This is a genomic window from Actinoallomurus rhizosphaericola (assembly GCF_024055675.1).
Classification (GTDB): domain Bacteria; phylum Actinomycetota; class Actinomycetes; order Streptosporangiales; family Streptosporangiaceae; genus Actinoallomurus; species Actinoallomurus soli.
In genome coordinates this window covers 132,181-158,003 of sequence record NZ_JAMXMW010000002.1, presented here as the reverse complement: position 1 = coordinate 158,003, position 25,823 = coordinate 132,181, and the positions used below count along the sequence as shown (strand labels likewise).

General features: G+C 71.3%; 21 protein-coding genes. 14 read left to right on the top strand and 7 right to left on the bottom strand.

Annotated features, from left to right (window positions below; all coding sequences use genetic code 11):
• Complete coding sequence (locus NE234_RS04645; RefSeq protein ID WP_252777585.1) at positions 1-1,911, bottom strand: fumarate reductase/succinate dehydrogenase flavoprotein subunit; 1,911 nt, start codon at positions 1,909-1,911, stop codon at positions 1-3.
• A gap of 12 nt (positions 1,912-1,923) precedes the next feature.
• Entirely contained in the window at positions 1,924-2,754 is an 831-nt protein-coding gene (locus NE234_RS04640) for a hypothetical protein (protein WP_252777584.1), read from the bottom strand.
• 298 nt (positions 2,755-3,052) lie between these two features.
• On the opposite strand from NE234_RS04640, the gene NE234_RS04635 reads away from it, so the two are divergent.
• Positions 3,053-3,607 carry a hypothetical protein gene (locus NE234_RS04635; protein ID WP_252777583.1) on the top strand — a complete coding sequence of 185 codons (555 nt, stop codon included), beginning with the start codon at positions 3,053-3,055 and terminating at the stop codon, positions 3,605-3,607.
• A 9-nt stretch (positions 3,608-3,616) separates the two neighbouring features.
• Here the strand turns inward: NE234_RS04635 and NE234_RS04630 are convergent, their stop codons facing one another.
• Positions 3,617-4,543: a LysR substrate-binding domain-containing protein gene (locus NE234_RS04630; RefSeq protein ID WP_252777582.1), complete on the bottom strand. Its 927-nt coding sequence runs from the start codon at positions 4,541-4,543 to the stop codon at positions 3,617-3,619.
• Positions 4,544-4,630: 87 nt separating this feature from the next.
• Between NE234_RS04630 and NE234_RS04625 the strand changes: the two genes are divergently transcribed.
• The 10 genes from NE234_RS04625 to NE234_RS04580 all read left to right on the top strand — a co-directional run bounded on the left by NE234_RS04625 (position 4,631) and on the right by NE234_RS04580 (position 17,364).
• Positions 4,631-5,371 carry a succinate dehydrogenase cytochrome b subunit gene (locus NE234_RS04625; protein ID WP_252777581.1) on the top strand — a complete coding sequence of 247 codons (741 nt, stop codon included), beginning with the start codon at positions 4,631-4,633 and terminating at the stop codon, positions 5,369-5,371.
• 2 nt (positions 5,372-5,373) lie between these two features.
• On the top strand, positions 5,374-7,308 hold the full coding sequence (locus NE234_RS04620) for a fumarate reductase/succinate dehydrogenase flavoprotein subunit (protein WP_252777580.1): 1,935 nt from the start codon (positions 5,374-5,376) through the stop codon (positions 7,306-7,308).
• On the top strand, positions 7,308-8,048 hold the full coding sequence (locus NE234_RS04615) for a succinate dehydrogenase/fumarate reductase iron-sulfur subunit (protein WP_252777579.1): 741 nt from the start codon (positions 7,308-7,310) through the stop codon (positions 8,046-8,048). Before NE234_RS04620 ends, NE234_RS04615 begins: the two co-directional genes overlap by 1 nt.
• A gap of 290 nt (positions 8,049-8,338) precedes the next feature.
• Positions 8,339-9,925 carry a peptide ABC transporter substrate-binding protein gene (locus NE234_RS04610; RefSeq protein WP_252777578.1) on the top strand — a complete coding sequence of 529 codons (1,587 nt, stop codon included), beginning with the start codon at positions 8,339-8,341 and terminating at the stop codon, positions 9,923-9,925.
• 1 nt (position 9,926) lies between these two features.
• Positions 9,927-10,853 (top strand): ABC transporter permease, encoded by a 927-nt coding sequence (locus tag NE234_RS04605; protein WP_252777577.1) that lies wholly within the window; start codon positions 9,927-9,929, stop codon positions 10,851-10,853.
• An 11-nt stretch (positions 10,854-10,864) separates the two neighbouring features.
• A complete protein-coding gene (locus tag NE234_RS04600; RefSeq protein ID WP_252777576.1) occupies positions 10,865-11,791 on the top strand; it encodes an ABC transporter permease in 927 nt (308 codons plus the stop codon).
• Positions 11,791-12,801 carry an ABC transporter ATP-binding protein gene (locus NE234_RS04595; RefSeq protein ID WP_252777575.1) on the top strand — a complete coding sequence of 337 codons (1,011 nt, stop codon included), beginning with the start codon at positions 11,791-11,793 and terminating at the stop codon, positions 12,799-12,801. Before NE234_RS04600 ends, NE234_RS04595 begins: the two co-directional genes overlap by 1 nt.
• Complete coding sequence (locus tag NE234_RS04590; RefSeq protein WP_252777574.1) at positions 12,794-13,822, top strand: ABC transporter ATP-binding protein; 1,029 nt, start codon at positions 12,794-12,796, stop codon at positions 13,820-13,822. Before NE234_RS04595 ends, NE234_RS04590 begins: the two co-directional genes overlap by 8 nt.
• Before the next feature lie 54 nt (positions 13,823-13,876).
• On the top strand, positions 13,877-15,616 hold the full coding sequence (locus NE234_RS04585) for an ABC transporter ATP-binding protein (RefSeq protein WP_252777573.1): 1,740 nt from the start codon (positions 13,877-13,879) through the stop codon (positions 15,614-15,616).
• A complete protein-coding gene (locus NE234_RS04580) occupies positions 15,613-17,364 on the top strand; it encodes an ABC transporter ATP-binding protein (RefSeq protein ID WP_252777572.1) in 1,752 nt (583 codons plus the stop codon). The genes NE234_RS04585 and NE234_RS04580 overlap by 4 nt, the downstream gene beginning before the upstream one ends.
• Before the next feature lie 85 nt (positions 17,365-17,449).
• Here the strand turns inward: NE234_RS04580 and NE234_RS04575 are convergent, their stop codons facing one another.
• From NE234_RS04575 to NE234_RS04560, 4 genes are all read right to left on the bottom strand, one after another.
• Positions 17,450-17,893: a response regulator gene (locus tag NE234_RS04575; protein WP_252777571.1), complete on the bottom strand. Its 444-nt coding sequence runs from the start codon at positions 17,891-17,893 to the stop codon at positions 17,450-17,452.
• The gene (locus tag NE234_RS04570) at positions 17,893-19,500 is read right to left on the bottom strand and encodes a sensor histidine kinase (protein WP_252777570.1); all 1,608 of its coding nucleotides are present in this window, start codon (positions 19,498-19,500) and stop codon (positions 17,893-17,895) included. Before NE234_RS04570 ends, NE234_RS04575 begins: the two co-directional genes overlap by 1 nt.
• Positions 19,497-20,696 (bottom strand): PP2C family protein-serine/threonine phosphatase, encoded by a 1,200-nt coding sequence (locus NE234_RS04565; RefSeq protein ID WP_252777569.1) that lies wholly within the window; start codon positions 20,694-20,696, stop codon positions 19,497-19,499. Before NE234_RS04565 ends, NE234_RS04570 begins: the two co-directional genes overlap by 4 nt.
• A 73-nt stretch (positions 20,697-20,769) precedes the next feature.
• Complete coding sequence (locus NE234_RS04560) at positions 20,770-22,866, bottom strand: S9 family peptidase (protein WP_252777568.1); 2,097 nt, start codon at positions 22,864-22,866, stop codon at positions 20,770-20,772.
• A gap of 139 nt (positions 22,867-23,005) precedes the next feature.
• On the opposite strand from NE234_RS04560, the gene NE234_RS04555 reads away from it, so the two are divergent.
• From NE234_RS04555 to NE234_RS04545, 3 genes are read left to right on the top strand one after another with little or no spacing between them, the layout of a single operon-like run.
• Entirely contained in the window at positions 23,006-24,439 is a 1,434-nt protein-coding gene (locus NE234_RS04555) for a serine/threonine-protein kinase (RefSeq protein WP_308206837.1), read from the top strand.
• 11 nt (positions 24,440-24,450) lie between these two features.
• Positions 24,451-25,299 carry an N-acetyl-1-D-myo-inositol-2-amino-2-deoxy-alpha-D-glucopyranoside deacetylase gene (gene mshB, locus NE234_RS04550; protein ID WP_252777566.1) on the top strand — a complete coding sequence of 283 codons (849 nt, stop codon included), beginning with the start codon at positions 24,451-24,453 and terminating at the stop codon, positions 25,297-25,299.
• 6 nt (positions 25,300-25,305) lie between these two features.
• Positions 25,306-25,746, top strand: coding sequence for a DUF6113 family protein (locus tag NE234_RS04545; protein ID WP_252777565.1), 441 nt, complete (start codon positions 25,306-25,308; stop codon positions 25,744-25,746).
• Positions 25,747-25,823: the final 77 nt, after the last annotated feature.

Below are 25,823 nucleotides of genomic sequence, written 5' to 3'. Positions count from 1 at the left end.
TCAGTTCTTCTCCTCAGCGGGGAGCTCGCCCTCGGTCAGGTACTTCTTCAGCTCGTCGAGTTCGAAGAGCGAGAGGAGGTCCCCGCGCATCGGCTCCATCTCCTGGCGCTTGAGCTCCACGACGCCGTCGCGCAGTGAGCAGACCAGGTTGATCTTGCGCCAGTCGGCGGACATCTTCGGGTAGTCGTCGCGGGTGTGGCCGCCGCGGCTCTCCTGGCGCTCGAGGGCGGCGCGCGCGACGCACTCCGAGACGATCATCATGTTGCGCAGGTCGAGCGCGAGGTGCCAGCCGGGGTGGTAGGCGGGGCCCTGCCCCTCCTTGACCGTGGCGCCCGCCGAGGGCGCGACCGCGACGTTCTTCACGCGGTCGCGGAGCTTGCCGAGCGCCTCGATGGCCTGCTCCAGCTCGTCCTCGCGGCGGATGATGCCGACGAGGTCGTTCATCGTCTGCTGGAGCTCCTGGTGGACCCCGTAGGGGTTCTCCCCGGTGTCGCGCTGGTACGGCTCGAGGGCCTCGGCCACCGCGGCCTCGACCTCGGACTCCGGAACGGACACGGTGGTCGCGGAGGCGTACTCGGCGGCGCCCAGCCCGGCCCGGCGGCCGAAGACCAGCAGGTCGGACAAGGAGTTGCCGCCGAGGCGGTTCGATCCGTGCATGCCGCCGGAGACCTCGCCGGCCGCGAACAGGCCGGGCACCAGCGCGGCCCCGGTGTCGGGGTCGACCTCGACACCGCCCATGACGTAGTGGCAGGTCGGGCCGACCTCCATCGGCTCGGCCGTGATGTCGACGTCGGCCAGCTCCTTGAACTGGTGGTGCATCGACGGCAGCCGCTTGATGATCTGCTCCGGCTTGAGCCGCGAGGCGATGTCGAGGAAGACGCCGCCGTGGGGTGATCCGCGGCCGGCCTTGACCTCGGAGTTGATCGCGCGGGCGACCTCGTCACGGGGCAGCAGCTCGGGCGGGCGCCGGTTGTTGTCCGGGTCGTCGTACCAGCCGTCGGCCTCCTCCTCGGACGTGGCGTACTTGTCCTTGAAGACGTCCGGGATGTAGTCGAACATGAAGCGCTTGCCGTCGGAGTTCTTCAGCACGCCGCCGTCGCCGCGTACGGACTCGGTGACGAGGATGCCCTTGACCGACGGGGGCCAGACCATGCCGGTCGGGTGGAACTGCACGAACTCCATGTTGATCAGCGACGCGCCGGCGAGCAGCGCGAGCGCGTGGCCGTCCCCGGTGTACTCCCAGGAGTTGGAGGTGACCTTGAAGGACTTGCCGATGCCGCCGGTGGCCAGCACGACGGCGGGCGCCTCGAAGACGACGAACTTCCCGGTCTCGCGGATGTAGCCGAAGGCGCCGCAGATCCGGCCCTGCTCGTCCTTGAGGAGCCGGGTGATCGTCGTCTCGGCGAAGACCTTCAGCCGGGCCTCGTAGTCGCCGAACTCGGCGTGGTCGTCCTGCTGGAGGGCGACGATCTTCTGCTGGCAGGTACGGATCAGCTCCAGGCCGGTGCGGTCGCCGACGTGCGCGAGGCGCGGGTACTCGTGGCCGCCGAAGTTGCGCTGGCTGATCTTGCCTTCCTTGGTGCGGTCGAACAGCGCGCCCCAGGCCTCCAGCTCCCAGATGCGGTCGGGGGCCTCTTTGGCGTGCAGCTCGGCCATCCGCCAGCTGTTGAGGAACTTCCCGCCGCGCATGGTGTCGCGGAAGTGGACCTGCCAGTTGTCGTTCGGGTTGGCGTTGCCCATGGCGGCCGCCGCACCGCCTTCGGCCATGACCGTGTGGGCCTTGCCGAACAGCGACTTGGAGATGATCGCGGTCTTCTTGCCCTGCAGCCGCGCCTCGATCGCGGCGCGCAGTCCGGCGCCGCCGGCGCCGATGACGACGACGTCGTACTGCAGCCTCTCGATGTCAGTCACTTGTGGTCGTCCTTAGTTGAAGATCCGCAGGTCGGAGAAGGAGCCGTGCGCGACGAGCGCGACGTACGCGTCGGTCAGCGCGAGCGTGCCGAGCGTGATCAGCGCGAACTGCCCGTGCCGGGCGTTCAGCCTGCTGATCTGCGTCCAGAGCCAGTAGCGGACGGGGTGCTTGGAGAAGTTCTTCAGGCGTCCGCCCATGACGTGCCGGCACGAGTGGCAGGACAGGGTGTAGCCCCACAGCAGGATCACGTTGATCCACAGGATGATGGTGCCGAGCCCGATGCCGAAGCCGCCGTCCTTGCCGTGGAAGGCGTTGATGGCGTCCCAGGTGTTGACGATGGAGATGAGCGCCGCGATCGCCCAGAAGTAGCGGTGGACGTTCTGCAGGATCAGCGGGAACCGCGTCTCACCGGAGTAACCGCCGGGCGTCTTGCGAACCGGGCTCTTGTCCGGGACCGCGCACGCCGACGGGGTGAGCCAGAACGACCGGTAGTACGCCTTGCGGTAGTAATAGCAGGTCAGCCGGAACCCGAGCAGGAACGGCAGTGAGATGAGGGCGTACGGGATGAAGAACGGCAGGTGGTCGGGTACGAACCTGCCGAAGTCCGCGGCGTCGGCCGGGCACGCCTTGCTGACGCACGGGGAGTAGAACGGCGTCAGGTAGTGATATTTCTCGACCCAGAAACTGCTGCCCATCATCGAGCGCACGGTCGCGTAGACCACCCAGGCCGTGAACACGATGAACGTGGTCAGCGGGTAGCTCCACCAGCGGTCCGTACGTAGGGTGCGCGCCGGGATCCGGGCCCGATCCTTGGCCGGCGCGTCCACCGTCGTCTGCGTCATCCGGAGTCTCCATCGAAGGCACATCGCCTGGGAGGGCCGCCTATACTCCAGCCTCTCCTCTGCGGGGCGCTCCACGTTATTAGGGAGTTGTCACGAGCAAGATACGAGGCGCGGTCGCCGAATGTGAAACTGCCCACTTACTGGCGAGTAACCACGCTGATTATGCGGCAATTGTGGCAGAAATCGGTATTTGCTAACTATGTTACCTAATGAGCGCTTGGTCCGCCAGTGTCCGATTGCATTCTTCTGAGACCGCCTAAGATGCGACTCCTGGGACCGGCGGGACAGGAGTGAGGAGATGGGACAGCGGTCGCGGTCGAGCTTCGGCCCCGGCGCCTACGTCGTGCGGTACGCCTGGTGGAGCCCGCTCGTGCCGACCGTCGTCGGCGCGGTGCTCGTCGCCGGATTCGTCATCGGAGAGCTGCGGCGCCCGGCGAACGCGCGCTGGCGGCCCGACGCACACCCCGGGATCGACGACTGGGTCAACTTCGGGGCCCGCTGCCTGATGCCGCTCGCCGGTCTCGGCCTGTTCGTCCTCGCGGCCGTCTACCTGCGCCGCGTCGTACGGGGACGGGTCGCTTTCGCGGTCGCGCGCAAGGGCGTCTACTGGTGCCCTTCGGGGGACGGTTCCACGGGGGAGTGGTTCTCCTGGGACGACGTGGCGGCGATCGAGTTCCACGCGGCCGAGGGCGGCTCGACCGGCCACGGGGCCGTGGCCCTGCGCGGGTACGCCCCACCGGACGAGGAGCGGCCGCGCCTGGTCTCCACACGCCTGGGCGGCTGGCGGATCGGCCGGCGCCGCCTGGTCAGGGCGCTGCGCGAGTTCGCCCCGCACGTCGAAGTGATCAGCTGAGGGAAGGGCTCAGTCGAGCCGGGTGACGCCCGGGGGGAGGGCGGCGCCGGTCTCGGCGTCGCGCAGGAAGCCGAGCAGGGTCTCCCGGAACGCCCTGGCGGCGTGCGTCGGGTCGACGTCCTTGCGATGGGCGAGCGCGATCGTGCGCTGCAGGCCGGGCGGGGCCAGGGGTGTGCCGACCAGCCCGGGCCGCCCGGCGAGCACCATCGACGGCACGACGGCCGAGCCCATCCCGGCCTCGACGAACCGCAGCACGGCGTCCATCTCCCCGCCCTCGACCGCGAACCGGGGTTCGAAGCCCGCCTGCCGGCACGCCGCCTGGGTCGCCTCCCGCAGGTCGTATCCCCGGCGGAACATCACCAGGGGCCGTGAGCGCAGGTCCTCGATCCGCAGCGAGGGGCGCTCGGGCGCGTCGGCGTGCGAGGACACGACGACGAGGTCCTCCCGCAGGATCGGCGTCGTCTCCAGCGCGGGGTCGGTGCTCTGCAGCGGCAGGATGATCAGGGCCATGTCCAGCTGGCCACGGGCGAGGTCGCGGACGAGGTCGCGCGAGCCGCCCTCCTCGACGCGCAGCTCGATGCCGGGATAGCGGGTGCGGAAGCGCATCAGCGCGTCGGCGAGCAGCCCGGCGAACAGTGACGGAGTGGCGCCGAGCCGTACGCGCCCGCGCCGCAGGCCCGTCAGGTCCTGGACCTCCCGCCGGGCGGTCTCGACGTCGGCGAGGATCCGCCGCGCGAGGGGCAGCAGCGCCTCGCCGGCGGGCGTCAGGGTGATGTTGCCGCGGGCGCGGCTGAACAGCGGGGCGCCCAGCTCCGCCTCCAGCGTCCTGATCTGCTTGGACAGGGAGGGCTGCGCGACCCGCAGCGTCTCCGCCGCCTGTGTGAAGTGCCTCACCTCGGCCACGGCGACGAAGTACGAAAGCTGCTGCAACTGCACCTTTATAGCCTACGGCTATGGAAACGAGCGTCATCATGTCTTGGACGCAACCATCGAAACGGACATAACTTCCGCGATGTGTCGTCCGTGTCTCGTTCCACGCCGGTGGCCACCCGCCCTCGCCCCAAGACGCCGTCCCCGGCGGCCGGTCCGCTGAAGCGGTACCGCTCCTCCGTCGGCAAGAAGGCCGTCATGGCCGTGACCGGCGCCATCCTCGTCCTGTTCCTCATCGCCCACGCGATCGGGAACCTCAAGGTCTTCCTGGGCCGCCAGGATTTCAACCACTACTCGCACTGGCTGCGGTCGGTCGGTGAGCCCGCGATCCCGCACCGCGTGTTCCTGACCGCCCTCGAGGTGGTCCTCACCGTCGCCGTGCTGCTGCACATCTGGGCCGCGGTCTCCCTCGCGCGCCAGGCGCGGCGGGCCCGCCCGGTCCGGTACGCCGCGCGGCCCAAGACGCACGAGCACCGGTATGCCACGCACGTCATGCGGTACGGCGGGATCGTCATCGTGCTGTTCGTCATCTGGCACCTGCTGGACCTGACGTTCGGCGCGGTCAACCCGAAGGGCGGGAACGCCCAGCCGTACGACAAGGTCATCGCGGACTTCGACCCGTCCCGCTGGTACATCACGCTCTTCTACGTCGTCGCCGTCATCCTCGTGGGCCTGCATCTGCGGCACGGCCTGTTCAGCGCCGTCCAGACGCTCGGCTGGGGACGGCAGCGCCGCTACCCGGCCGTCCGGGTGGTCGCCGACGTCGTCGCGGCGCTGCTGGTGATCGGCTTCGTGTCCGTTCCCGTCATGGTCACGATCGGAGTGCTGAAGTAGCCATGAGCGAACTGTTCACCGAGGGCGCCCCGATCCAGGACACCAAGGCGCCGGACGGCCCGATCAACGAGCGCTGGGACAAGCGGCGCTTCGGCGGCAAGCTGGTCAACCCCGCCAACCGGCGCAAGCTGTCGGTCATCGTGGTCGGCACCGGCCTGGCCGGCGGCTCGGCCGCGGCGACGCTGGGCGAGCTGGGCTACCAGGTCAAGTCCTTCTGCTACCAGGACAGCCCGCGCCGCGCGCACAGCATCGCGGCGCAGGGCGGCATCAACGCCGCCAAGAACTACCGCAACGACGGCGACAGCATCCAGCGCCTGTTCTACGACACGGTCAAGGGCGGCGACTACCGGTCCCGCGAGTCGAACGTCTACCGCCTCGCCCAGGTCAGCGTCGAGATCATCGACCAGTGCGTGGCGCAGGGCGTGCCGTTCGCCCGCGACTACGGCGGCCTGCTCGACACCCGCTCGTTCGGCGGCGTGCAGGTCTCCCGCACCTTCTATGCCCGCGGCCAGACGGGCCAGCAGCTGCTGCTGGGCGCGTACCAGGCCCTGGAGCGGCAGATCGCGGCCGGAACCGTGAAGATGTTCACCCGGCACGAGATGCTCGAGCTGATCGTCGTCGACGGCGTGGCGCGCGGCATCATCGCCCGCGACATGATCACCGGCGAGATCGAGACGCACATCGCCGACGCGGTCGTGCTGGCCTCCGGCGGGTACGGCAACGTCTTCTTCCTGTCGACCAACGCGAAGGGCTGCAACGTCACGGCGACCTGGCGGGCGCACCGCAAGGGCGCGCTGTTCGCCAACCCCTGCTACACGCAGATCCACCCGACCTGCATCCCGCAGAGCGGCGAGCACCAGTCCAAGCTGACCCTGATGTCGGAGTCGCTGCGCAACGACGGCCGGGTCTGGGTGCCGGTGAAGAAGGGCGACACCCGCAAGCCCGGCGACATTCCCGAGGACGAGCGCGACTACTACCTGGAGCGCATCTACCCGTCCTTCGGCAACCTGGTCCCGCGCGACATCGCCTCCCGCGCCGCCAAGAACGTCTGCGACGAGGGCCGCGGCGTCGGCCCCGGCGGCCTGGGCGTCTACCTGGACTTCGCGGACGCGATCGCGCGACTGGGCCGGGACGCCGTCGCCGCCAAGTACGGCAACCTCTTCGAGATGTACGAGCGCATCACCGGCGAGGACCCGTTCGAGGTGCCGATGCGCATCTACCCGGCGGTGCACTACACGATGGGCGGCCTGTGGGTCGACTACGACCTGCAGTCCACGATCCCCGGCCTGTTCGTGATCGGCGAGGCGAACTTCTCCGACCACGGCGCCAACCGCCTCGGCGCCTCCGCGCTGATGCAGGGCCTGGCCGACGGCTACTTCGTGCTGCCGAACACCATCAGCGACTACCTCGCCAAGGGCCCGTTCGAGAAGATCGGCGACGACCACGAGGCCGTCGTCGAGGCCCGCGAGGCGGTGAAGGGCCGCATCGAGAAGCTGCTGTCGATCGACGGCGACCGTACACCGGACTCCTTCCACCGCGAGCTCGGCGCGCTCATGTGGGAGTACTGCGGGATGGAGCGGACCGACGCGGGCCTGCGCAAGGCCATCGACCGGATCCGCGAGCTGCGCGAGGAGTTCTGGGCCCGCGTCAAGGTCCCCGGCGAGAACGAGGAGCTCAACCAGAACCTGGAGAAGGCCGGCCGCATCGCCGACTTCTTCGAGCTGGCCGAGCTGATGTGCATCGACGCCCTGCACCGCGAGGAGTCCTGCGGCGGCCACTTCCGCGCCGAGTCGCAGACCCCCGACGGCGAGGCGCTGCGCGACGACGAGAGGTTCGCCTACGTGGCGGCGTGGGAGTACACGGGCCACGCGCCCGTCCTCCACAAGGAGAACCTCGAGTACGAGTACGTCAAGATGACCCAGAGGTCGTACAAGTAATGAAGCTCACGCTGAAGATCTGGCGGCAGAAGAACGCCGCCGACGAGGGCCGCATGGCCTCGTACGAGGTCGACGACGTCTCGCCGGACATGTCGTTCCTGGAGATGCTCGACGTCCTCAACGAGCGGTTGATCCTCGAGGGCGAGGACCCGGTGGCGTTCGACCACGACTGCCGTGAGGGCATCTGTGGCATGTGCTCGCTGGTCATCGACGGCACGCCGCACGGGCCGGAGAAGGCCACGACCACCTGCCAGCTGCACATGCGCAAGTTCAAGGACGGCGACGTCATCACGATCGAGCCGTGGCGGGCGCGGGCGTTCCCGGTCGTCAAGGACCTCGTGGTGGACCGGTCGGCGTTCGACCGGATCATCCAGGCCGGCGGCTACGTCAGCGCGCCGACCGGCTCGGCGCCCGAGGCGGCGGCCATCCCGGTGCCGAAGGAGGACGCGAACAAGGCGTTCGACGCGGCGACCTGCATCGGCTGCGGCGCCTGCGTGGCGGCCTGCCCGAACGCCTCCGCGATGCTGTTCACCGCCGCGAAGATCACCCACCTGGGCCTGCTGCCGCAGGGTCAGCCCGAGCGGTACGACCGGGTCGTCTCGATGGTGGACCAGATGGACGCCGAGGGCTTCGGCGGCTGCACGAACACCGGTGAGTGCACCGCGGTGTGCCCGAAGGGCATCCCGTTCGAGACCATCTCCCGCCTCAACGCCGACCTGCTCAAGGCGTCACGAGGCTGATCCCCGCCGCGGCGGCGACCGGACTTCACGGCCCGGGCGGAAGGTACGTCCCCCCTTCCGTCCGGGCCGTGATCTGTCACCAGGTGCCCTTCCGGAAAATCCGCTCTGCTTACCTTGAGTAGCATTGGATCGTTCCATTTTCGCGGCATGCGGTCGGTGGGTCATGTCAGAGGGCATGTTGGTAGGTATATTTCAATACCGAAACGGTTGACGTAAACATCTACCAGGACATGGCCGAATTACGCCAAGCTAGGGCCGACCCTCGTATGACCCTGGAGGTGGACGGCCCGATGCCTGTCACGAAGAGCCGATGGCTCGTCTCCCTGACCGCGGTGGCGCTCGCGGCGTCCGCCTGCGGCGGCGGTGGCGGTTCCGGGAACAAGCCGAAGGTCTTCACCTTCGCCAACACCGAGCCCGAGCACCTGATCCCGGGCAACACCAACGACTCGTACGGCCTCAACGTGGACAGCGCCCTGTTCGACACGTTGATGACGCTGGACGCGAACGGCAAGCCGGTCCCGCAGGAGGCCGCGTCGGTCGAGTCGTCCGACCAGAAGGTCTGGACGATCAAGATCAAGCCGGGCCTGACGTTCCACAACGGCGAGCCGGTGACGGCGCAGAGCTACGCCGACGCCTGGAACTACACCGCGAACGGCGCCAACGGCTGGGGGAACAACTACTACTTCTCCGCCGTCGACGGCTACGCCGACCTCAACCCGGACAAGGGCAAGCCGAAGGTCGACACGCTCAAGGGCCTGAAGGTCGTCGACCCGCAGACGCTGCAGGTGACGCTGTCGCAGCCGTTCAGCCAGTTCCCCTACATCCTGTCGTTCCTCGGCACCGCGCCGCTGCCCAAGGTGGCCTTCAAGGACATGAAGGCGTACGAGGAGAAGCCGATCGGCAACGGCCCGTTCATGATGGACGGCTCCTGGGAGCACAACCGGGAGATCAAGACCAAGAAGTACCCCGGCTACAAGGGCCCGCGCCCGGCCAAGTCCGACGGGGTCGTCTTCAAGACCTACGCCAGCCGCGACGCCGCCTACACGGACCTGCGGGCCGGCCGGGTCGACTTCGACACCCAGATCCCCGCGGCGCAGGTCCCCCAGGCGAAGCGCCTGCTGGGCAAGCGGTACCTCAGCGTGCCCAGCGGCACGATGGACTTCCTGGAGTTCCCGCTCTACGACAGCCGGTTCGCCAACCCGGATCTGCGCAAGGCGATCTCGATGGCGATCGACCGGCAGTCGATCGTGAACGCGGTGTTCAACGGCGTCTACAAGCCCATGGGCTCGCTGCTCGCGCCGATCGTGCCCGGCTACCGGGCGAACGCGTGCGGTGAGGCCTGCACCTACAACCCGACGGCGGCCAAGCAGCTGTTCGACAAGGCCGGCGGGTTCAAGGACACGCTGCACCTGATGTTCTCCAACGCCGACCCGACGTACGAGCAGTGGATGACCGACGTGGCCAACCAGCTCAAGCAGAACCTCGGCATCACGAACATCGTCTTCGACAAGGTCCAGGCGTCGGACTACATCTCCAAGCTGACCGACCACAAGGCGACCGGCCCGTACCGCAGCAACTGGACGATGGACTACCCGAGCCCGGAGGACTACCTCACGCCCCGGTGCGCCAAGCCGACCCGGAGCGGCTACGACGGCGCCGCCTGCGAGGCGCTGATCATGAAGGGCAACGGGGCGAGCACGCCCGAGCAGGGGCAGCAGTACTACCAGCAGGCCGAGGACCTCGTGTTGAAGGACCTGCCGGTCACCCCGCTGTGGAACTGGCAGGACCAGGCCGGCTACTCCAGCCACATCGGGAACGTCAACGTCGACCCGTACGTCCAGCCGCTGGTCCACCTTGACCAGGTGACGGTCAAGTAGCGTGTGGCGTTTCGTCCTCCGGCGCGTGCTGCAGATGGTGCCGGTGCTCATCGGCACCACCTTCCTGATCTACGTGGCGGTGTTCGCGCTGCCCGGGGACCCGATTCGGGCCCTGGGCGGCGACAAGCCGATGCCACCGTCGGTCTATGAGGCGCTCCGGCACCACTACCACCTCGACGAGCCGCTGATCACGCAGTACGGCCGGTACCTCCTCGGCCTCGCCCGCGGGGACTTCGGCGAGACCCTGAACGGCCAGTCCGTCGCGAGCCTGATGGCGACGGGCTGGACCGTGACGGTCCAGCTGGCCCTCACCGCCTGGGTCTTCGAGCTCGTCGTGGGCATCGCGCTCGGCGTGCTCGCCGGCCTGCGCAAGGGCGGGATCATCGACTCGCTGGTGCTGAGCGGCACGACCTTCGTCATCGCCATCCCGGCCTTCGTGCTGGCCTACTCGGCCCAGCTGATCTTCGGGCTGAAACTCGGCTGGTTCCCGACGGCGGGGACCGACGACGGCTGGCCGTACAGCTACCTGCTGCCCGGCATCATCCTCGGCTCGCTCAGCCTGGCCTACATCGCCCGGCTGACGCGCACCAGCCTGGTGGAGAACATGCGCGCCGACTACGTGCGCACCGCGCTGGCCAAGGGACTGCCGCGGCGGCGGATCATCCTCCGGCACACGCTGCGCAACTCCTTGATCCCGGTGGTCACCTACCTCGGTGTCGACCTGGGGAACCTGCTCGCCGGCGCGATCGTCATCGAGGGCATCTTCAACCTGCCCGGCATCGGCCAGCAGATCTTCCAGGCCGTCCAGATCAAGGACGGCCCGACGGTGGTGGGCATCTCCACCTTCCTGGTGCTGATCTTCCTGCTGGCCAACCTGGTGGTCGACATCCTGTACGGCGCCCTGGACCCGAGGATCCGGTATGAGTGAGAGGAGGGCGCATGAGTGAGTCGGCGGACACCCTCGCCGTCGCCCAGACCGGATCGGACGTCGTGGGGGCGTCCGCGTCGCTGTGGAGCGACGCGTGGCGCGCCCTGCGCCGCCGGGTCGTCTTCTGGGTGTCGGTGGTCATCCTTCTCGTGATGGCCCTGATGGCGGTGTTCCCGTCGCTGTTCACCGACCGCGGGGTCAACGACCGGTGCGACGTACGCTTCGCCAAGCACACGCCGTCGTCGTGGAACCCGTTCGGCGCCGGCGGCCACCCGTTCGGCTACGACATGCACGGCTGCGACTACTGGGCGCAGATCGTGCACGGCGCCCGCGCCCCGATGATCGTGGGCTTCGTCGTGACCGGGATCGCGCTGACCCTGTCGATCACGCTGGGCTCGCTGTCGGGGTACTTCGGCCGCTGGCTGGACGCGCTCATCTCGCGGATCACCGACATCTTCTTCGGCCTGCCGCTCGTGCTCGGCGCGCTCGTGATCCTCACGGCCTTCCCCGCCCACGGCGTATGGACGATGTCACTGGTGCTCGGCGTGCTGTGGTGGCCGACGATGACCCGGCTGATGCGCGGTCAGGTGCTGTCGGTGCGGGACGCGGACTACGTCCAGGCCGCCCGGATGCTCGGTGCCGGTGACCTGCGGATCATGGCCCGGCACATCCTGCCGAACGCCATCGCGCCCGTCTTCGTCTATGCGATGCTGAACGTCGGCGTGGTGATCGGGTACGAGGCGACGCTCGACTATCTCGGCGTCGGCCTGCAGTACCCCACCGTCTCCTGGGGGCTGCAGCTCAGTCAGGCGCAGGACGTCTTCACCGACTACCCGTACCTCCTGATCTATCCCGCGGTGCTCCTGACGGCGACCGTGCTGAGCTTCCTGCTGCTCGGCGACGCCGTGCGCGACGCCCTCGACCCGAAACTCCGCTGATGAACACACCCGACCCCGCTCCGGGGACACCGCTGCTCCAGGTCGAGGACCTGCGCGTCGAGTTCCGCATGCGCGGCTCGACGGTGAACGCCGTCAACGGGCTGTCCTACACGCTCGCCGAGGGGGAGACCCTCGCGATCCTCGGGGAGTCCGGGTCCGGCAAGAGCGTCAGCGCGCAGGCCGTGATGGGCATCCTCGACACTCCGCCGGCGTACGTCACGGGAGGCGCCGTGCGGTTCCGCGGGACGGAGCTGCTGGGCCTGCCGGAGAAGAAGCGCCGGATCTACCGGGGCGCCCACATCGCGATGATCTTCCAGGACGCCCTGTCGGCGCTGAACCCGGTGCACCGGGTCGGAGACCAGATCGCCGAGATGCTGATCGTGCACAAGGGGATGTCCCGCGGCGACGCGCGCAAGCGGGCGGTCGAGCTGATGGACCGGGTGCGGATCCCCTCGGCCGCCTCGCGGGCGAGCGACTATCCGCACCAGTTCTCCGGCGGCATGCGCCAGCGCGTCATGATCGCGATGGCGCTGGCACTGGAGCCGGACGTGCTGATCGCCGACGAGCCCACGACGGCCCTCGACGTCACCGTCCAGGCGCAGATCATGAAGCTGCTGTCGGACCTGCAGGACGAGATGGCGATGGGGCTGATCCTCATCACTCACGACCTGGGCGTCGTCGCCGACGTCGCCGACCGCATCGTCGTCATGTACGCCGGGCGCGTCGTCGAGCAGGCCGAGGTCAAGGAGCTGTACGCCAGGCCCGCGCACCCGTACACCGAGGGCCTGCTGGCCTCCGTGCCGCGCGTCGACGTACGGGACCGGGCGCTGACCCCCATCAAGGGGTCGCCGCCGAACCTCGCGGCGATCCCCGCCGGCTGCCCGTTCCACCCGCGCTGCCCGCGGGCACGGGAGGAGCGCTGCCCGGACGAGGTGCCCGCGCTGCGCGACGTGACCGGTACCGGGCACGGGAGCGCCTGTCACTACGCGGAGGAGGTGCTCGGTGGCTGACGAGATCCTTCAGGTCGACAACCTGGTCAAGCACTTCCCGCTCACCCAGGGCGTCGTGTTCAAGCACCAGGTGGGCCAGGTCAAGGCGGTCGACGGCGTGTCCTTCGGGCTGCGCAGGGGCGAGACGCTCGGCCTGGTAGGGGAGTCCGGCTGCGGCAAGAGCACGCTCGCCAAGCTGCTCATGGCCCTCGAACGCCCCACCTCCGGGTCGGTGCGCTTCGAGGACCAGGACGTGTTCGCGCTGTCCCGCGCGGAGCTGCGGCGGCTGCGGCGCCGGGTGCAGATGGTCCTGCAGGACCCCTACACCTCGCTGAACCCGCGCATGACGGTCGGCGACATCGTCGGCGAGCCGTTCGCGATCCACGGGGACCCGGAGGGCGGGCGCCGCCGCCGCGTACGCGAACTGCTGGAGGTGGTCGGCCTCGACCCCGACCACGTGAACCGTTACCCGCACCAGTTCTCCGGCGGGCAGCGGCAGCGGATCGGCATCGCCCGGGCCCTCGCGCTGCGGCCCGACGTGATCGTCTGCGACGAGCCCGTCTCCGCGCTGGACGTCTCGGTGCAGGCCCAGGTCATGAACCTCCTGGCCGACCTGCAGAAGGAGTTCGGCCTGTCGTACGTGTTCATCGCGCACGACCTGGCCGTCGTCCGGCACATCTCGGACCGGGTCGCGGTGATGTACCTCGGCAAGATCGTGGAGATCGGCGACGAGGAGCAGATTTACGACCACCCGACGCACCCGTACACGCAGGCGCTGCTGTCGGCCGTCCCGGTGCCTGACCCGACGCGGCGGGGGACCCCGATCGTGCTCGAGGGCGACGTCCCGAGCCCGACGAACCCGCCGTCCGGCTGCCGGTTCCGTACGCGCTGCTGGAAGGCCCAGGACGTCTGCGCCACCGAGGAGCCCCTCCTGCAGGTGAGGGCCGCGCGCGGCCCCGAGGACGGCGCGGACGGCGGCGTCACGGGCTCATCGCACCCGAGCGCCTGCCACTTCGCCGACGAGAAAACCGCTCGCGACTGATCTCGCGCTCTGGGTAGCGTCGAAGGACCTGCCGTCTCTCGAACGGGGTCTTTCATGCGCTCGTTCCCCGTGGCGGATCCCGGCACGCCCGATCACCGGTCGGCCGCGCGCTACCTGCTGTGGGCGGCGCGCGCCCAGGCCGGCACGATGGCCGGCGCCGCCGGGACCGGGGTCCTGTGGATGGTCAGCCAGGCCTTAGTGCCCGCCGTGATCGGACGGGCGATCGACGCCGGCCTGACCGCCCGTGACGCTCGCGCGCTGACGACGTGGTCCGGTGTCCTGCTGGCCCTCGGCGTCGTCCAGGCGGCGACCGGCGTGCTGCGGCACCGCCTGTCCACGGTCAACTGGCTGGGCGCGGCCTTCCGCACCATCCAGGTGACCACACGGCAGGCCGTACGGCTCGGGGCGACGCTGCCCAAACGGCTGGCCGGCGGCGAGGTGGTCAGCGTCGGGATCGCCGACGTGTCGCACATCGGCGGGGCGATGGACATCGTCGGGCGCGGCAGCGGCGCGGTGATCTCGATCGCCGTGGTCGGCGTGATCCTGCTGACGACCTCCTGGCGGCTCGGCCTGATCGTGCTGGCCGGGGTGCCGCTGCTGGCCCTCGTCGTCGGGCCGCTGTTGCGCCCGCTGCACCACCGGCAGCAGCGGCAGCGCGAGCTGAACGGCGGGCTGACCACCCGCGCGGGCGACATCGTGGCCGGGCTGCGCGTCCTGCGCGGGATCGGCGGCGAGCAGTTCGTCGCCGCGCGCTACCGCGCCGAGTCCCAGGCCGTCCGCGCGGCGGGCGTCCGCGTGGCGCGCACCGAGTCGCTGCTGGACGGCGCGCAGGTGCTGCTGCCCGGGTTGCTGGTCGCGCTGGTCACCTGGGCCGGGGCGCGGTACGCGCTGAGCGGGGAGATCACGACGGGCCAGCTGGTCTCCTTCTACGGGTACGCGGTGTTCCTCATCGACCCGTTGCGGACCCTCACCGAGGCCGCCGACAAGATCACCAAGGCGCACGTCGCCGCGCGGCGGGTGGTCCGGATCCTCGGGATGACGCCCGAGCTGTCCGACGAGGGGACCCGGTCCCCGATCCCCGGCGACCTGGTCGATGAGGAGTCCGGCGTCGTCGTACGCCCCGGCCGGCTCACCGCCGTCGCCGCGACCGCGCCGGAGGACGCCCAGGCCATCGCGGACCGGATCGGCCGCTTCGCCGACGGCGCGGTCACGTGGGGCGGCGTCCCGTTGCGGGAGCTGCCACTGCGGTCCGTCCGGGAGGCGGTCATGGTCGCCGACAACGAGGCGCGGCTGTTCTCCGGGCGGCTGCTGGACGAGCTCGGCGGGACCGGCGACGGCGACGCGCACGGCGTCCGGGCGGCCCTGCGCGCCGCCTGCGCCGAGGACGTCGTCGACGAGCTTCCGGACGGGCTGCGGTCCGTGGTCGCCGAGGGCGGCCGGGAGTTCTCCGGCGGGCAGCAGCAGCGGCTGCGCCTCGCCCGCGCCCTCGCCGCCGACCCGGAGGTCCTGGTCCTCGTCGAGCCGACCTCGGCGGTCGACGCGCACGCCGAGGCCCGGATCGCCGCCCGCCTCCGGGAGTTCCGCGGCGGGCGCACCACCCTGGTCTGCACCACCAGCCCGCTCGTGCTCGCCCACGCGGACGACGTCGTCTTCGTCGCCGGCGGCAGGGCGGTGGCGACCGGCCCGCACCGTGAGCTGCTCGGAGCCGAGCCGGCCTACGCCGCCACCGTCAACCGCGAGGAGCTGATCGGCGAGGGACGTACGAAGGAGCGTCGCATGAAGGAGGGCGCATGACCGAGCGGATGACCGAAGCGACGGGGATCCTGCCGGTCGCCTCGGCCGCCCAGGTGCGGGCGTACGCGCGGCGGCTGACGCTGGCCTACCCGCGTGAGCTCGCGACGGCGCTCGCCGTGCACGGCCTCGCCGCCGTCGCGGGGCTGGTCGCCCCGCGTCTCCTCGGCGAGCTGGTCCAGGACGTGCGCGACGGGTCCTCCCACGTGGCGGTCGACCGGATCGCGATCGCCATCCTGGCGTTCGTCGTCGTCCAGGGCGTGCTGCTGCGGTACGCCGTCTACCTGTCCGCGCGGCTCGGTGAGAAGGTGCTGGCCCGGCTGCGGGAGGAGTTCGTCGACCGGGTCCTGGAGCTGCCGCTGTCCACCGTGGAGCGGGCGGGCACCGGCGACCTGGTCACCCGGACGTCCCGCGACGTGGACGCCCTGGCCCGCACCGTACGGCACGCCGTGCCCGAGACCCTGATCGCGATGGTCACCGGCGCGTTCGCGATCGGGGCGCTGATCCTCGTCGGGCCGCTGACGGCGCTGCCGTGCCTGGTCGGGGTTCCCCTGCTGTGGTGCGGCACCCGCTGGTACCTCCGGCGGGCCCGCGACGGCTACCTCCGGGAGAACCAGACATGGGGCGGCGTGACGGCGGGACTCAGCGAGACCGTCCTCGGCGCGCGCACCATCGAGGCGCTGCGGCTGGAGGAGCGCCGTGTCGCGCGGACCGACGCCGACCTCGCCGCCGCGTGGGAGGCCGAGCGGTACACCCTGGGTCTGCGCACGGTGTGGTTCCCGCTGGTGGAGATCGGCTACGTGCTGCCGGTGGCGGCCACGCTGCTGATCGGCGGCCTGCTCTACCTCCACGGCCTGGCGTCGCTGGCCCAGGTCACCGCCGCCACGCTGTACGTCCAGCAGCTCATCGACCCGCTCGACCGGTTCCTGTCGTGGGTCGACGAGCTGCAGGTCGGCGGGGCGTCGCTGGCCCGGCTGCTGGGCGTCGCCGAGGTACCGGCGGACCGTACGCCGGGAGGCCGGCGGCCCGACGGCGATCGGATGGCGGTCGACGGGGTGCGTTACTCCTACCGGGACGGCAAGGACGTCCTGCACGGGATCGACCTGCGCCTGCGCCCGGGCGAGCGGCTGGCGATGGTGGGGCCGAGCGGCGCGGGCAAGTCCACACTCGGCCGCCTGCTCGTCGGCGTGCTGCGGCCGCGCGCCGGAGCGGTCACCGTCGGCGGGGTGCCGCTGGTGGACCTCCCACTGGAGGATCTGCGCCGCAACGTCGCCCTGGTCACCCAGGAGCACCATGTGTTCCGTGGCACGATTCGCGACAACCTGCTGCTGGCCCGGCCGGACGCGACCGACGAGGAGCTGGCGCGGGCGCTCGACGCGGTGGACGCGTCCTGGGCCCACGCGATGCTGGACACCGAGGTCGGCGCCGGGAACGCGGCGCTGTCGCCCGCCCGGGCGCAGCAGCTCGCGCTGGCCCGCCTCGTCCTGGCCGACCCGCACACGCTCGTGCTGGACGAGGCGACGTCACTGCTGGACCCACGGGCCGCCCGGCACCTCGAACGCAGCCTGTCGGCGGTCCTCGACGGCCGTACGGTGGTGGCGATCGCGCACCGGCTGCACACCGCGCACGACGCGGACCGGGTCGCCGTCGTGGAGGACGGCCGGATCACCGAGCTGGGCGACCACCACGAGCTGATCGCCCGCGACGGCTCCTACGCGGCGCTGTGGCGGTCCTGGCACGGTCCAGGCTGACGGGCCGGCCGGCCTGGTCGGGCCGACCGTGGTGGGGCCGACCGTGGTGGGGCCGACCGTGGTGGGGCCGACCGTGGTGGGGCCGTCAGCCGCGGGGGAGCTTGACGACGCTGACGAAGAAGTCGTCGATCTGGCGGACGACCTTGATGAACTGGTCGAAGTCGACCGGCTTGGTGACGTACGCGTTCGCGTGCAGCCGGTAGCTGCGGAGGATGTCCTCCTCGGCCTCGGAGGTGGTGAGGATGACGACCGGGATGGTGCGCAGCGCCTCGTCGTCCTTGATCTCCTCCAGCACCTGCCGGCCGTCCATGCGGGGGAGGTTCAGGTCGAGCAGGACGAGGTCCGGACGCGGGGCGTCGGCGTAGTCGCCCTCGCGCCGCAGGAACCGCATCGCCTCTTCGCCGTCGCTGACGACCGACAGCTTGTTGCTGACCTTGTTGTCATCGAACGCCTCTTTCGTCAGCACGACGTCGCCGGGATCGTCCTCGACGAGCAGGACTTCGATGGGGCGTACGGTCAGGTCGGTCATTATTCGGCTGTCTCCGTGCTGTCGAGGCTGTCGTCGCTGTCGTCGGTTTCCTCAATGGCGGGCAGGGTCCACCGGATCGTCGTGCCCTTCTGCTCCGGCGCGGTGTCCAACCAGATCCGGCCGCCATGGTATTCGACGATCTTCTTGCAGAGAGCCAGCCCGATGCCGGTCCCGGCGTACTCGTCCTTCGGGTGCAGGCGCTGGAAGATGAGGAAGATCCGTTCGGCGTAGGCGGCGTCGATGCCGATGCCGTTGTCGCTGCAGGCGAACTCCCAGAAGTCGCCGTCGCGCTCGGCCGAGATCTTCACCCGCGGCGGCTCCTCGCTGCGGAATTTGATCGCGTTGCCGATGAGGTTCTGGAGGAGCTGGGTGAGCAGCGTCGCGTCGCCCATGACCTTGGGCAGCGGGTCCCAGGTGATGCCGGCGTCCGACTCCGACCGGGCCAGCCCCAGGTTGTCCAGGGCGGCCGCGAGAACGGTCTCGCAGTTGACGACCGTCATGTCGCGGTTCACCCGGCCGACGCGGGAGAAGTTCAGCAGGTCGTTGATGAGCGACTGCATCCGCTTGGCGCCGTCGACCGCGAAGTCGATGTACTGCCGGCCGCGGTCGTCCAGGACGTCGGCGTAGCGCCGTTCGAGCATCTGGCAGAAGCTCGCCACCTTGCGCAGCGGCTCCTGCAGGTCGTGGCTGGCCACGTAGGCGAACTGCTCCAGCTCGGCGTTGGACCGGCGCAGCTCCCTGGTCTGCTCGTCGAGCTTGGCGCGCGCCTCGGACGCCTCCCGCCACTCCTCCAGGATGTGGTTGCGCATGGCGTCGACGTGCGCCGCCAGCTCGGCGAGCTCGGCCGGCCCCGCCACCCGCAGCGGGTGGGTCAGGTCGCCCTGGGACACCCGGCGGACCTGGCCGGTGAGCGCGGCGACCGGGCGCAGCACGGTGCGCCGGATCAGGAGGGTGAGGCCGAGCGCGCCGACGACCAGTACGACCGCCCCGCCCACCAGCATCTCGTAGAGCAGGTCGACCTTGCGGTCCAGCCGGTCGGCGGACCGGTGCTGCAGCTCGGCGAGGCGGGTGCGGGCGGTCGCGACGGCGTCGCGCACCGCGGCGAACCGCTGTTCGCCGAAGGCGGCGGAGGGCTTGCCGGTGCCGTTGGTCAGCGGGTCGGCGTAGTCGTGTCGCCAGGCGGCGGCGCGGGAGCCGACCTCCGCGATCGCGGCCCGGGCGGGGCCGGCGTGGGGGGTGTCCCGGAGCAGCCTGGTGATCGAGGCGAGGGAGGCGGTCGTCTCGCTCTCGGCCTGGCGGTACGTGGCGGGGGCCGTCTTGTCCCCGGTCAGGCTGTACGACCGGATCGCGCCGACCTCCGCGGAGACGGAGGTGCTGAGCCGGCCGGACTCCAGCACGGCGGGGTCGACGTGCCGGAGCAACGCGGTACGGGCCGCGCTGCCGTCCCTGACCACGAGTCCGACGGCGGTGCCCACGACGATGACGGCGAGCATCAGGAGGACGAGACCGAGGCTGTACCAGTGACCGACGCCCAGTCTCGGCACGTCCTCCGCGTCGACGTGGAGCGCCGGCGCCTGGCGCGGGCGGCGTGTCGAAGGAGCGGTCACCGGTCTGCCTTTCCGGAGAGCATGACGACGGCCAGGTCGTCGGTGAGCGCCTCGCCGTTGAGGGACTCGACCTCGGCGACGAGGTGATCGATGAGCAGGTCGCCGGTGAGGCCCCGGGCGCGGGCGCCGGCCGCGAGCTCGACGAGCCCGTCGGTGCCGAGCCGGTCCGCGCCGCCGCCGATGCGGCCCTCGATCAGCCCGTCGGTGTAGAGCATGAACGACCAGGGGCCGGTCAGCTCCATGTCCGAGGCCGGCCATTCGGACCCGGGGAACAGGCCGAGCGCCGGGCCGTACGCGTCGTCGGGCAGCGCTTCGGCCGTGGTCTCGCCGAACAGCAGCGGCGCCGGATGCCCGGCCATGTGGAACCGCGCGCTCCGCCGGTCCGGCGCGATCGTGATCATGGCGAGCGTCGTGAAGATCTCCTCGGACCAGCGCTCGTGGCACAGGACCGTGTCCAGCGTGCCCAGCAGGTCCGTCCCGGTGTGGCCGGCCAGGACGAGGGTGCGCCAGGCCATCCGCAGCCGGACGCCGAGCGAGGCCTCGTCCGGGCCGTGCCCGCAGACGTCGCCGATGACCAGATGGACCGACCCGTCGGAGGTCTGCACGGTGTCGTAGAAGTCACCGCCGAGGAGGGCGCGCTCCCGGCCGGGGCGGTACCGCGTGTGGTGGTGCAGGTCCGGGTCGTTGATCAGCGGGACGGGCAGCAGGCCGAGCTCGATCCGGGCGTTCTCCTCGCTCCGGATCTGCGCCTCCATGAGCTCGCGCTCGGAGTCCTCGGCGCGCTTGCGCTCCAGGGCGTAGCGGATGGCGCGGGCCAGCAGCGGCCCGTCGACCTCGTGCTTGATCAGGTAGTCCTCGGCACCCGCGGCGACGGCGGCGACGCCCACGGCGGCGTCGCTGCGGCCGGTCAGGACCAGGACGGCCGAGCGCGGAGCCATGTCGAGCACCTGGCGCAACAGGTCCAGCCCTTCGGCGTCGGGCAGCGACAGGTCGGCCACGACGCAGTGGACGCCCGGGTGCAGGCGCTCACGCGCCTCCCGGAGCGTGCGGGCCTGGAGAATGTTGGCGTCGGGCAGCTCCTCGTCGAGGAGCTCCTCGAACAGGAAGGCGTCGCCCGGGTCGTCCTCGATGAGGAGGATCTCCAGCTTGCCGTCGCCGGGAACGACCGAGGTCGAGTGCTCGATTATCTCGCTCACGTCTCGTCGGGGGTCGGGGTGCCGGTCGCACCGTCTGAAGAATGGTGCCCTTTACCGGGCGCGGGGGCAACGGTCACGCGAGCGCTTCCTTAAGGAACCTGATCTGGAGGAGCAGGAGGTTCTCGGCGACGACCTCCTGCGGCGTCATGTGGGTCACCCCCGACAGCGGCAGGACGGCGTGCGGCCGGCCGGCGGCCAGCAATGCCGAGGATAGACGCAGCGTGTGAGCGGCGACGACGTTATCGTCGGCCAGTCCGTGAATGAGCAGCAGCGGCCGCGTCACGTCCGCGGGCGCGTCACCGCCGGTAACCGCGCCGAACAGGCTCGACCGCTCGTACGGCTCCGGGTCCTCGCCGGGATGGCCGAGGTAACGCTCCGTGTAGTGCGTGTCGTACAGGGTCCAGTCGGTGACGGGCGCGCCCGCGATCGCGGCGTGGAAGACGTCCGGTCGGCGCAGCACCGCGAGCGCGGCGAGGTACCCGCCGAACGACCAGCCGCGGATGGCCACCCGCGACAGGTCGAGGGGGAACCGCTCGGCCGCCCCGCGCAGCGCCGCGATCTGGTCGTCCAGGACCGGCCCGGCGAGGTCGCGGTGGATCGCGCGCTCCCAGTCGCGCCCCCGGCCGGGGCTGCCGCGCCCGTCGGCGACGACGACCGCGAACCCCTGGTCGGCGAGCCACTGCGGCTCGGCGAAGGCGCGGCGCGCGGCCAGGACGCGCTGGGCGTGCGGCCCGCCGTAGGGGTCCATGAGGACGGGCAGCGGCTCGTCCCCGGTGTACCCGGCCGGCAGCAGCACCGCGGTGCGCAGCTCGCGCTCGCCGGCGCGGATGAGCGTGACGCCGACGTCCAGGGCCGGCTGCTCGGCGTGGGAGAGGATCCGGCCGGCCGGGGCGCCGTCGCGCAGCACGGTGGTCTCGGTGCCGAACCGGTCGAGCCGGCTTCCGGTGAGGACGGTCGTGCCGCCGCGCCGGCGGCCGCCGAACACGCCCGCGCCCTCGGTCAGCCGCTGCAGGCCCTCGGGGCCGTACGCCCAGACGTGGATCTCGGTGGGCTCGTCGGAGGCGGTGAACAGGACCGTGTCGCCGTCCACGTCGACGACGGCGCGCACGTGGAGGTCGTCCGGCGTGACGCGCTCGCCGCCGACGATCAGTCCGCGCGCGTCGTGGCCGTCCTCGGCCACCCAGACGAGGTCGCCCGTCCCGGTACGGGCGGGCGCGCCGGGGACGATGTCCAGCCAGACGGGGTCGGTGTCCTCCCGGACGAGCGTGGTACGCCCGGTCGACGGGTCGGCCTCCAGGATCCGCATCGTCTTCTGGTCGCGGGTCTGGACGACGAGCAGGATGCCGCGGGAGCCCCAGCGGGCGGTGACGAGGTACGGGAACGCCTCCCGGTCCCACTCGACCGCCTGCCGCGTGCCGTCCAGCCCGAGGACGAAGAGGGAGACGTCGGCGTTCGGGGTGCCCGCGGCCGGGTAGGCGACCTCGCGCGGCGGCGTCGCCGGGTTCGCGGGGTCGGCGATGTGCCAGCGGCGCACCGGCGACTCGTCGACGCGCGCGGCGAGGACGGCCGTGCCGTCGGGCGCCCACCAGTACCCGCGCATGCGCTGCATCTCCTCGGCGGCGATGAACTCCGCGAGGCCGTACGAGACCTGCTCGCCCTCCGGCTCGGCCAGCGCGCGGTCCGTTCCGGTCGCGACCTCGATCACGCGCAGGGCGCGGCCGGAGACGTACGCGACGTGGGCGCCGGTCGGGTCCGGGCGCGGGTCGAACGCCGGGACGGCGGCGTCGAGGGGCCGGACGGCGGTGCCGAGGTCGGTGACGAACAGCCGCCCGGACAGGGCGAACGCGGCGAGCGTCAGTCCCTCGTCGGTGGCGTAGGCGACGATCCCGCCCGCCTGCTCGCGGGCACGCTCCCGGCGGGCCTTCTCCTCCGCGGGCAGGTCCTCCTCACCGGGCAGGTCGAGGGCGCGCGGATCGACGATCAGGCGTTCGCGCGCCTCGCCGCCGTCGCCGGGAACGTCGAGCGCCCACAGGCAGGTGACCGGGTCCGTGCCGCCCCGCGTCCGGAGGAACACGACCCGTGAACCGTCGGGGGAGACCTGGAAACCGCGCGGCGCTCCGAGGGTGAACCTCCGTGTACGCGCGCTCTGCCGGGGGAAGCTCGTCGTCATGGTCCGATCCTGCCAGGAGGCCGTGAATGCTCCGTGCAAGCCCGCCGGTCATGCGGAAGACTATTGCCGTCCATGAGCCGTTCCCCCAGGAGTGTTGATGCCCGACGCCCGTCCCCTGCAGCCCGGTGATCCTGACCGGTTGGGGTCATATGAAGTCACGGGCCGCCTCGGGGAGGGCGGCCAGGGCACGGTCTACCTCGGCCGGTCGGCCGCCGGGGATCCGGTGGCCATCAAGCTGCTGCGCGGCGACCTCGCCCAGGACGACACCGCGCGGAGCCGGTTCCTGCGCGAGCTGTCCGCGGTCAAGCGGGTCGCCCGGTTCTGCACGGCGCAGGTCCTGGAGGCCGACGTGGACGGCGACCGGCCGTACATCGTCAGCGAGTACGTCCCAGGCCCGTCGCTGCAGCAGCTGGTCACCGGGGAGTCCCCGCGGTCCGGCGCGGAGCTGGAGCGCCTGGCCATCGGCACCGTCACCGCGCTCGTCGCGATCCATCAGGCGGGCATCGTCCACCGTGATTTCAAGCCGCAGAACGTCCTGATCGGCCCCGACGGGCCGCGGGTCATCGACTTCGGCATCGCCAAGGCCCTGGACGCGGCCGCGACGATGACCAACTCCGCGATCGGGACCCCCGCCTACATGGCGCCCGAGCAGCTCACCGGCAAGGAGATCACGCCGGCGGCGGACATCTTCGCCTGGGGCTCGACCATGGTGTACGCCGCGACCGGCTCCGCGCCGTTCGGGCAGGACACCGTGATGGCGGTGATCAACCGCATCCTGAGCGAGCCGCCGGACCTCGGCGGCGTGCAGGAGCCGCTGCGCGGCATCGTCGCCGACTGCCTCGCCAAGGATCCGGCGGTCCGGCCCAACGCCCAGCAGCTGCTGATGCGGCTGCTCGGCGAGGAGGGCGTCACGCCGGCCGCTCCGATGGCGGGCGCGGGCCCGCAGACCGCGATCCTGGACCAGGGGGCGGCGTTCGCCGAGACCAGGGCCGCCGGCGTCCCGCCGACCGCGCCGGTCACTCCGGCCGCGCCCACGATCGCGGCGGGCGGCCTCGGGGCGATGGCCGGGGCGGCCGCGGCCGCGGGCGCGGGCGCCGGAGGCTCGACGATGCCGCAGTACGCCACGGCGACGCATCCGGGTGGTGTCGCGCGCCGCGGCACGTCGCCGCGGCTGGTCCTGGCGGCGGTGGCCGGTCTCGTCCTGGCGGTGGGGCTCGCCGCCGCGGTCGTCTGGGCGGCCGGGCACCACGGGAACAAACCGGCACCCGGCCCGGCGCCGAGCGCCCAGGTCTCCAGCGAGGCGTCCTCCGACAGCGGGGACTCGCAGCGGCCCGCGCCGGTCGGCTCGCACTCCGAGCCCGCCTACAGCCAGGCGCCGACGACCCACCGGACGCTGCCCACGCATACGGCGACGTCGGCGCCGACCAGCGACCGGCCGACCACGACGCAGCCCACCGATGAGCAGCCGACCGGCGGCCCGAAGCAGCCGACGAGCGGCCCGACGGGCGGCGACGACGGGTCCGGAGGCGACAAGCAGCCGGGCGGTGGCAAGGCGAGCCAGCCCGCCGATTAGCGTTGCGGGCCATGGCCGACTTGCGCATCCTCTTCGTCCACGCCCACCCCGACGACGAGTCCATCGAGACCGGGGCGACCATGGCCAAGTACGCGGCCGAGGGCGCCCACGTCTGCCTGGTCACCTGCACACGCGGTGAGGAGGGCGAGGTCATCCCGGAGGAGCTGCGTCACCTGAGCGGGGACGCGCTGGGGGAGTACCGCGTCGGCGAGCTGGCGAAGGCGTGTGCCGCGCTCGGGGTGACGGACCACCGGTTCCTCGGCGGACCGGGACGCTGGCGCGACTCCGGGATGATGGGCGTGGCGTCCAACGACCACCCGCGGTGCTTCTGGCGCGCGGACGTCGACGAGGCCGCGGCCGAGCTCGTCGCCGTCATGCGCGAGGTCCGCCCGCAGGTCGTCGTCACCTACGACGCCGACGGTTTCTACGGCCACCCGGACCACATCCAGGCGCACCGGGTCGCGTGGCGTGCGTTCGAGCGGTCGGCGGACCCGTCCTTCGGCACCGGCGAGCCCTGGCGGCCGTCGCGGTTCTACGCCACCGCCGTTCCCCTGTCGACCCTGGAGGAGGCGGTGGACCGGGGGCCGTTCGAGCGGGTCGCGTCGGTCGCCGACTTCGGGTTCGGCGTCCCGGACGAGCAGGTGACCACGCGCGTCGACGCCCGCGAGCACCTGCCGGCCAAGATCGACGCGATGCGGGCGCACCGTACGCAGATCACCGTCGAGCCGCCGTACTTCGCGCTGTCCAACGACGTCGGCCAGCCGCTTCCGGGCGTCGAGTACTTCACGCTGCTCGCCGGGGAGCCGGGCCCGCCCGGCGAGGACGGCCGCGAGACCGGTCTCGGGCACGCGGTAGCCTGACCCGCTGTGGAGCAATGGTCGGGCCCGCTCGCCCCTCAGGAGCCCTCGCCCGCGCCGGGCCTGGTGACGGGCGCGGCGTACGGCGTGCTCGTCGTGCTCGGGCTGTTCCTCGGCGCGGTCACGTCGTTCCAGTTCTCCTGGACGGCCGGGAGCGTCCCGGTGGCCGCCATCCTCCTGTCCCTCGTCGAGTTCGCCGCGTTCCGGCTCGCCGGGTGGGCCATGGAGAGCAAGCTCGGCGTGGCCGCCCTGGCCGTGCCGTGGCTGATCGTCGTCGTGCTGCTGTCGAGCCGGCGTCCGGAGGGCGATCTCATCGTCACCGGCACCACCGCCGGGTACGTCTTCATCTTCGGCGGGGCGATCGCCGCCGTCGTCGCGGTCGCGATCACCCGCTCCGCCCGCCCCTGGATGCTGCGCGGCACGACGTCCGTGCCCGCGTCGCGGGACTGAGTCGCGGCGCGCGGTTCGCGGCAACGGTCCGCAGAACGCGCAGAGCGCGCACGCCCGGTCGGACGTGCGCGCTCGAC

Bases quoted from the DNA above. Each gene is read 5' to 3' on its own strand.
- NE234_RS04640 (WP_252777584.1), bottom strand. From the start codon at position 2,754: ATGACGCAGACGACGGTGGACGCGCCGGCCAAGGATCGGGCCCGGATC.
- NE234_RS04635 (WP_252777583.1), top strand. From the start codon at position 3,053: ATGGGACAGCGGTCGCGGTCGAGCTTCGGCCCCGGCGCCTACGTCGTG.
- NE234_RS04620 (WP_252777580.1), top strand. From the start codon at position 5,374: ATGAGCGAACTGTTCACCGAGGGCGCCCCGATCCAGGACACCAAGGCG.
- NE234_RS04615 (WP_252777579.1), top strand. From the start codon at position 7,308: ATGAAGCTCACGCTGAAGATCTGGCGGCAGAAGAACGCCGCCGACGAG.
- NE234_RS04610 (WP_252777578.1), top strand. From the start codon at position 8,339: ATGCCTGTCACGAAGAGCCGATGGCTCGTCTCCCTGACCGCGGTGGCG.
- NE234_RS04600 (WP_252777576.1), top strand. From the start codon at position 10,865: ATGAGTGAGTCGGCGGACACCCTCGCCGTCGCCCAGACCGGATCGGAC.
- NE234_RS04595 (WP_252777575.1), top strand. From the start codon at position 11,791: ATGAACACACCCGACCCCGCTCCGGGGACACCGCTGCTCCAGGTCGAG.
- NE234_RS04585 (WP_252777573.1), top strand. From the start codon at position 13,877: ATGCGCTCGTTCCCCGTGGCGGATCCCGGCACGCCCGATCACCGGTCG.
- NE234_RS04580 (WP_252777572.1), top strand. From the start codon at position 15,613: ATGACCGAGCGGATGACCGAAGCGACGGGGATCCTGCCGGTCGCCTCG.
- NE234_RS04575 (WP_252777571.1), bottom strand. From the start codon at position 17,893: ATGACCGACCTGACCGTACGCCCCATCGAAGTCCTGCTCGTCGAGGAC.
- NE234_RS04560 (WP_252777568.1), bottom strand. From the start codon at position 22,866: ATGACGACGAGCTTCCCCCGGCAGAGCGCGCGTACACGGAGGTTCACC.
- mshB (WP_252777566.1), top strand. From the start codon at position 24,451: ATGGCCGACTTGCGCATCCTCTTCGTCCACGCCCACCCCGACGACGAG.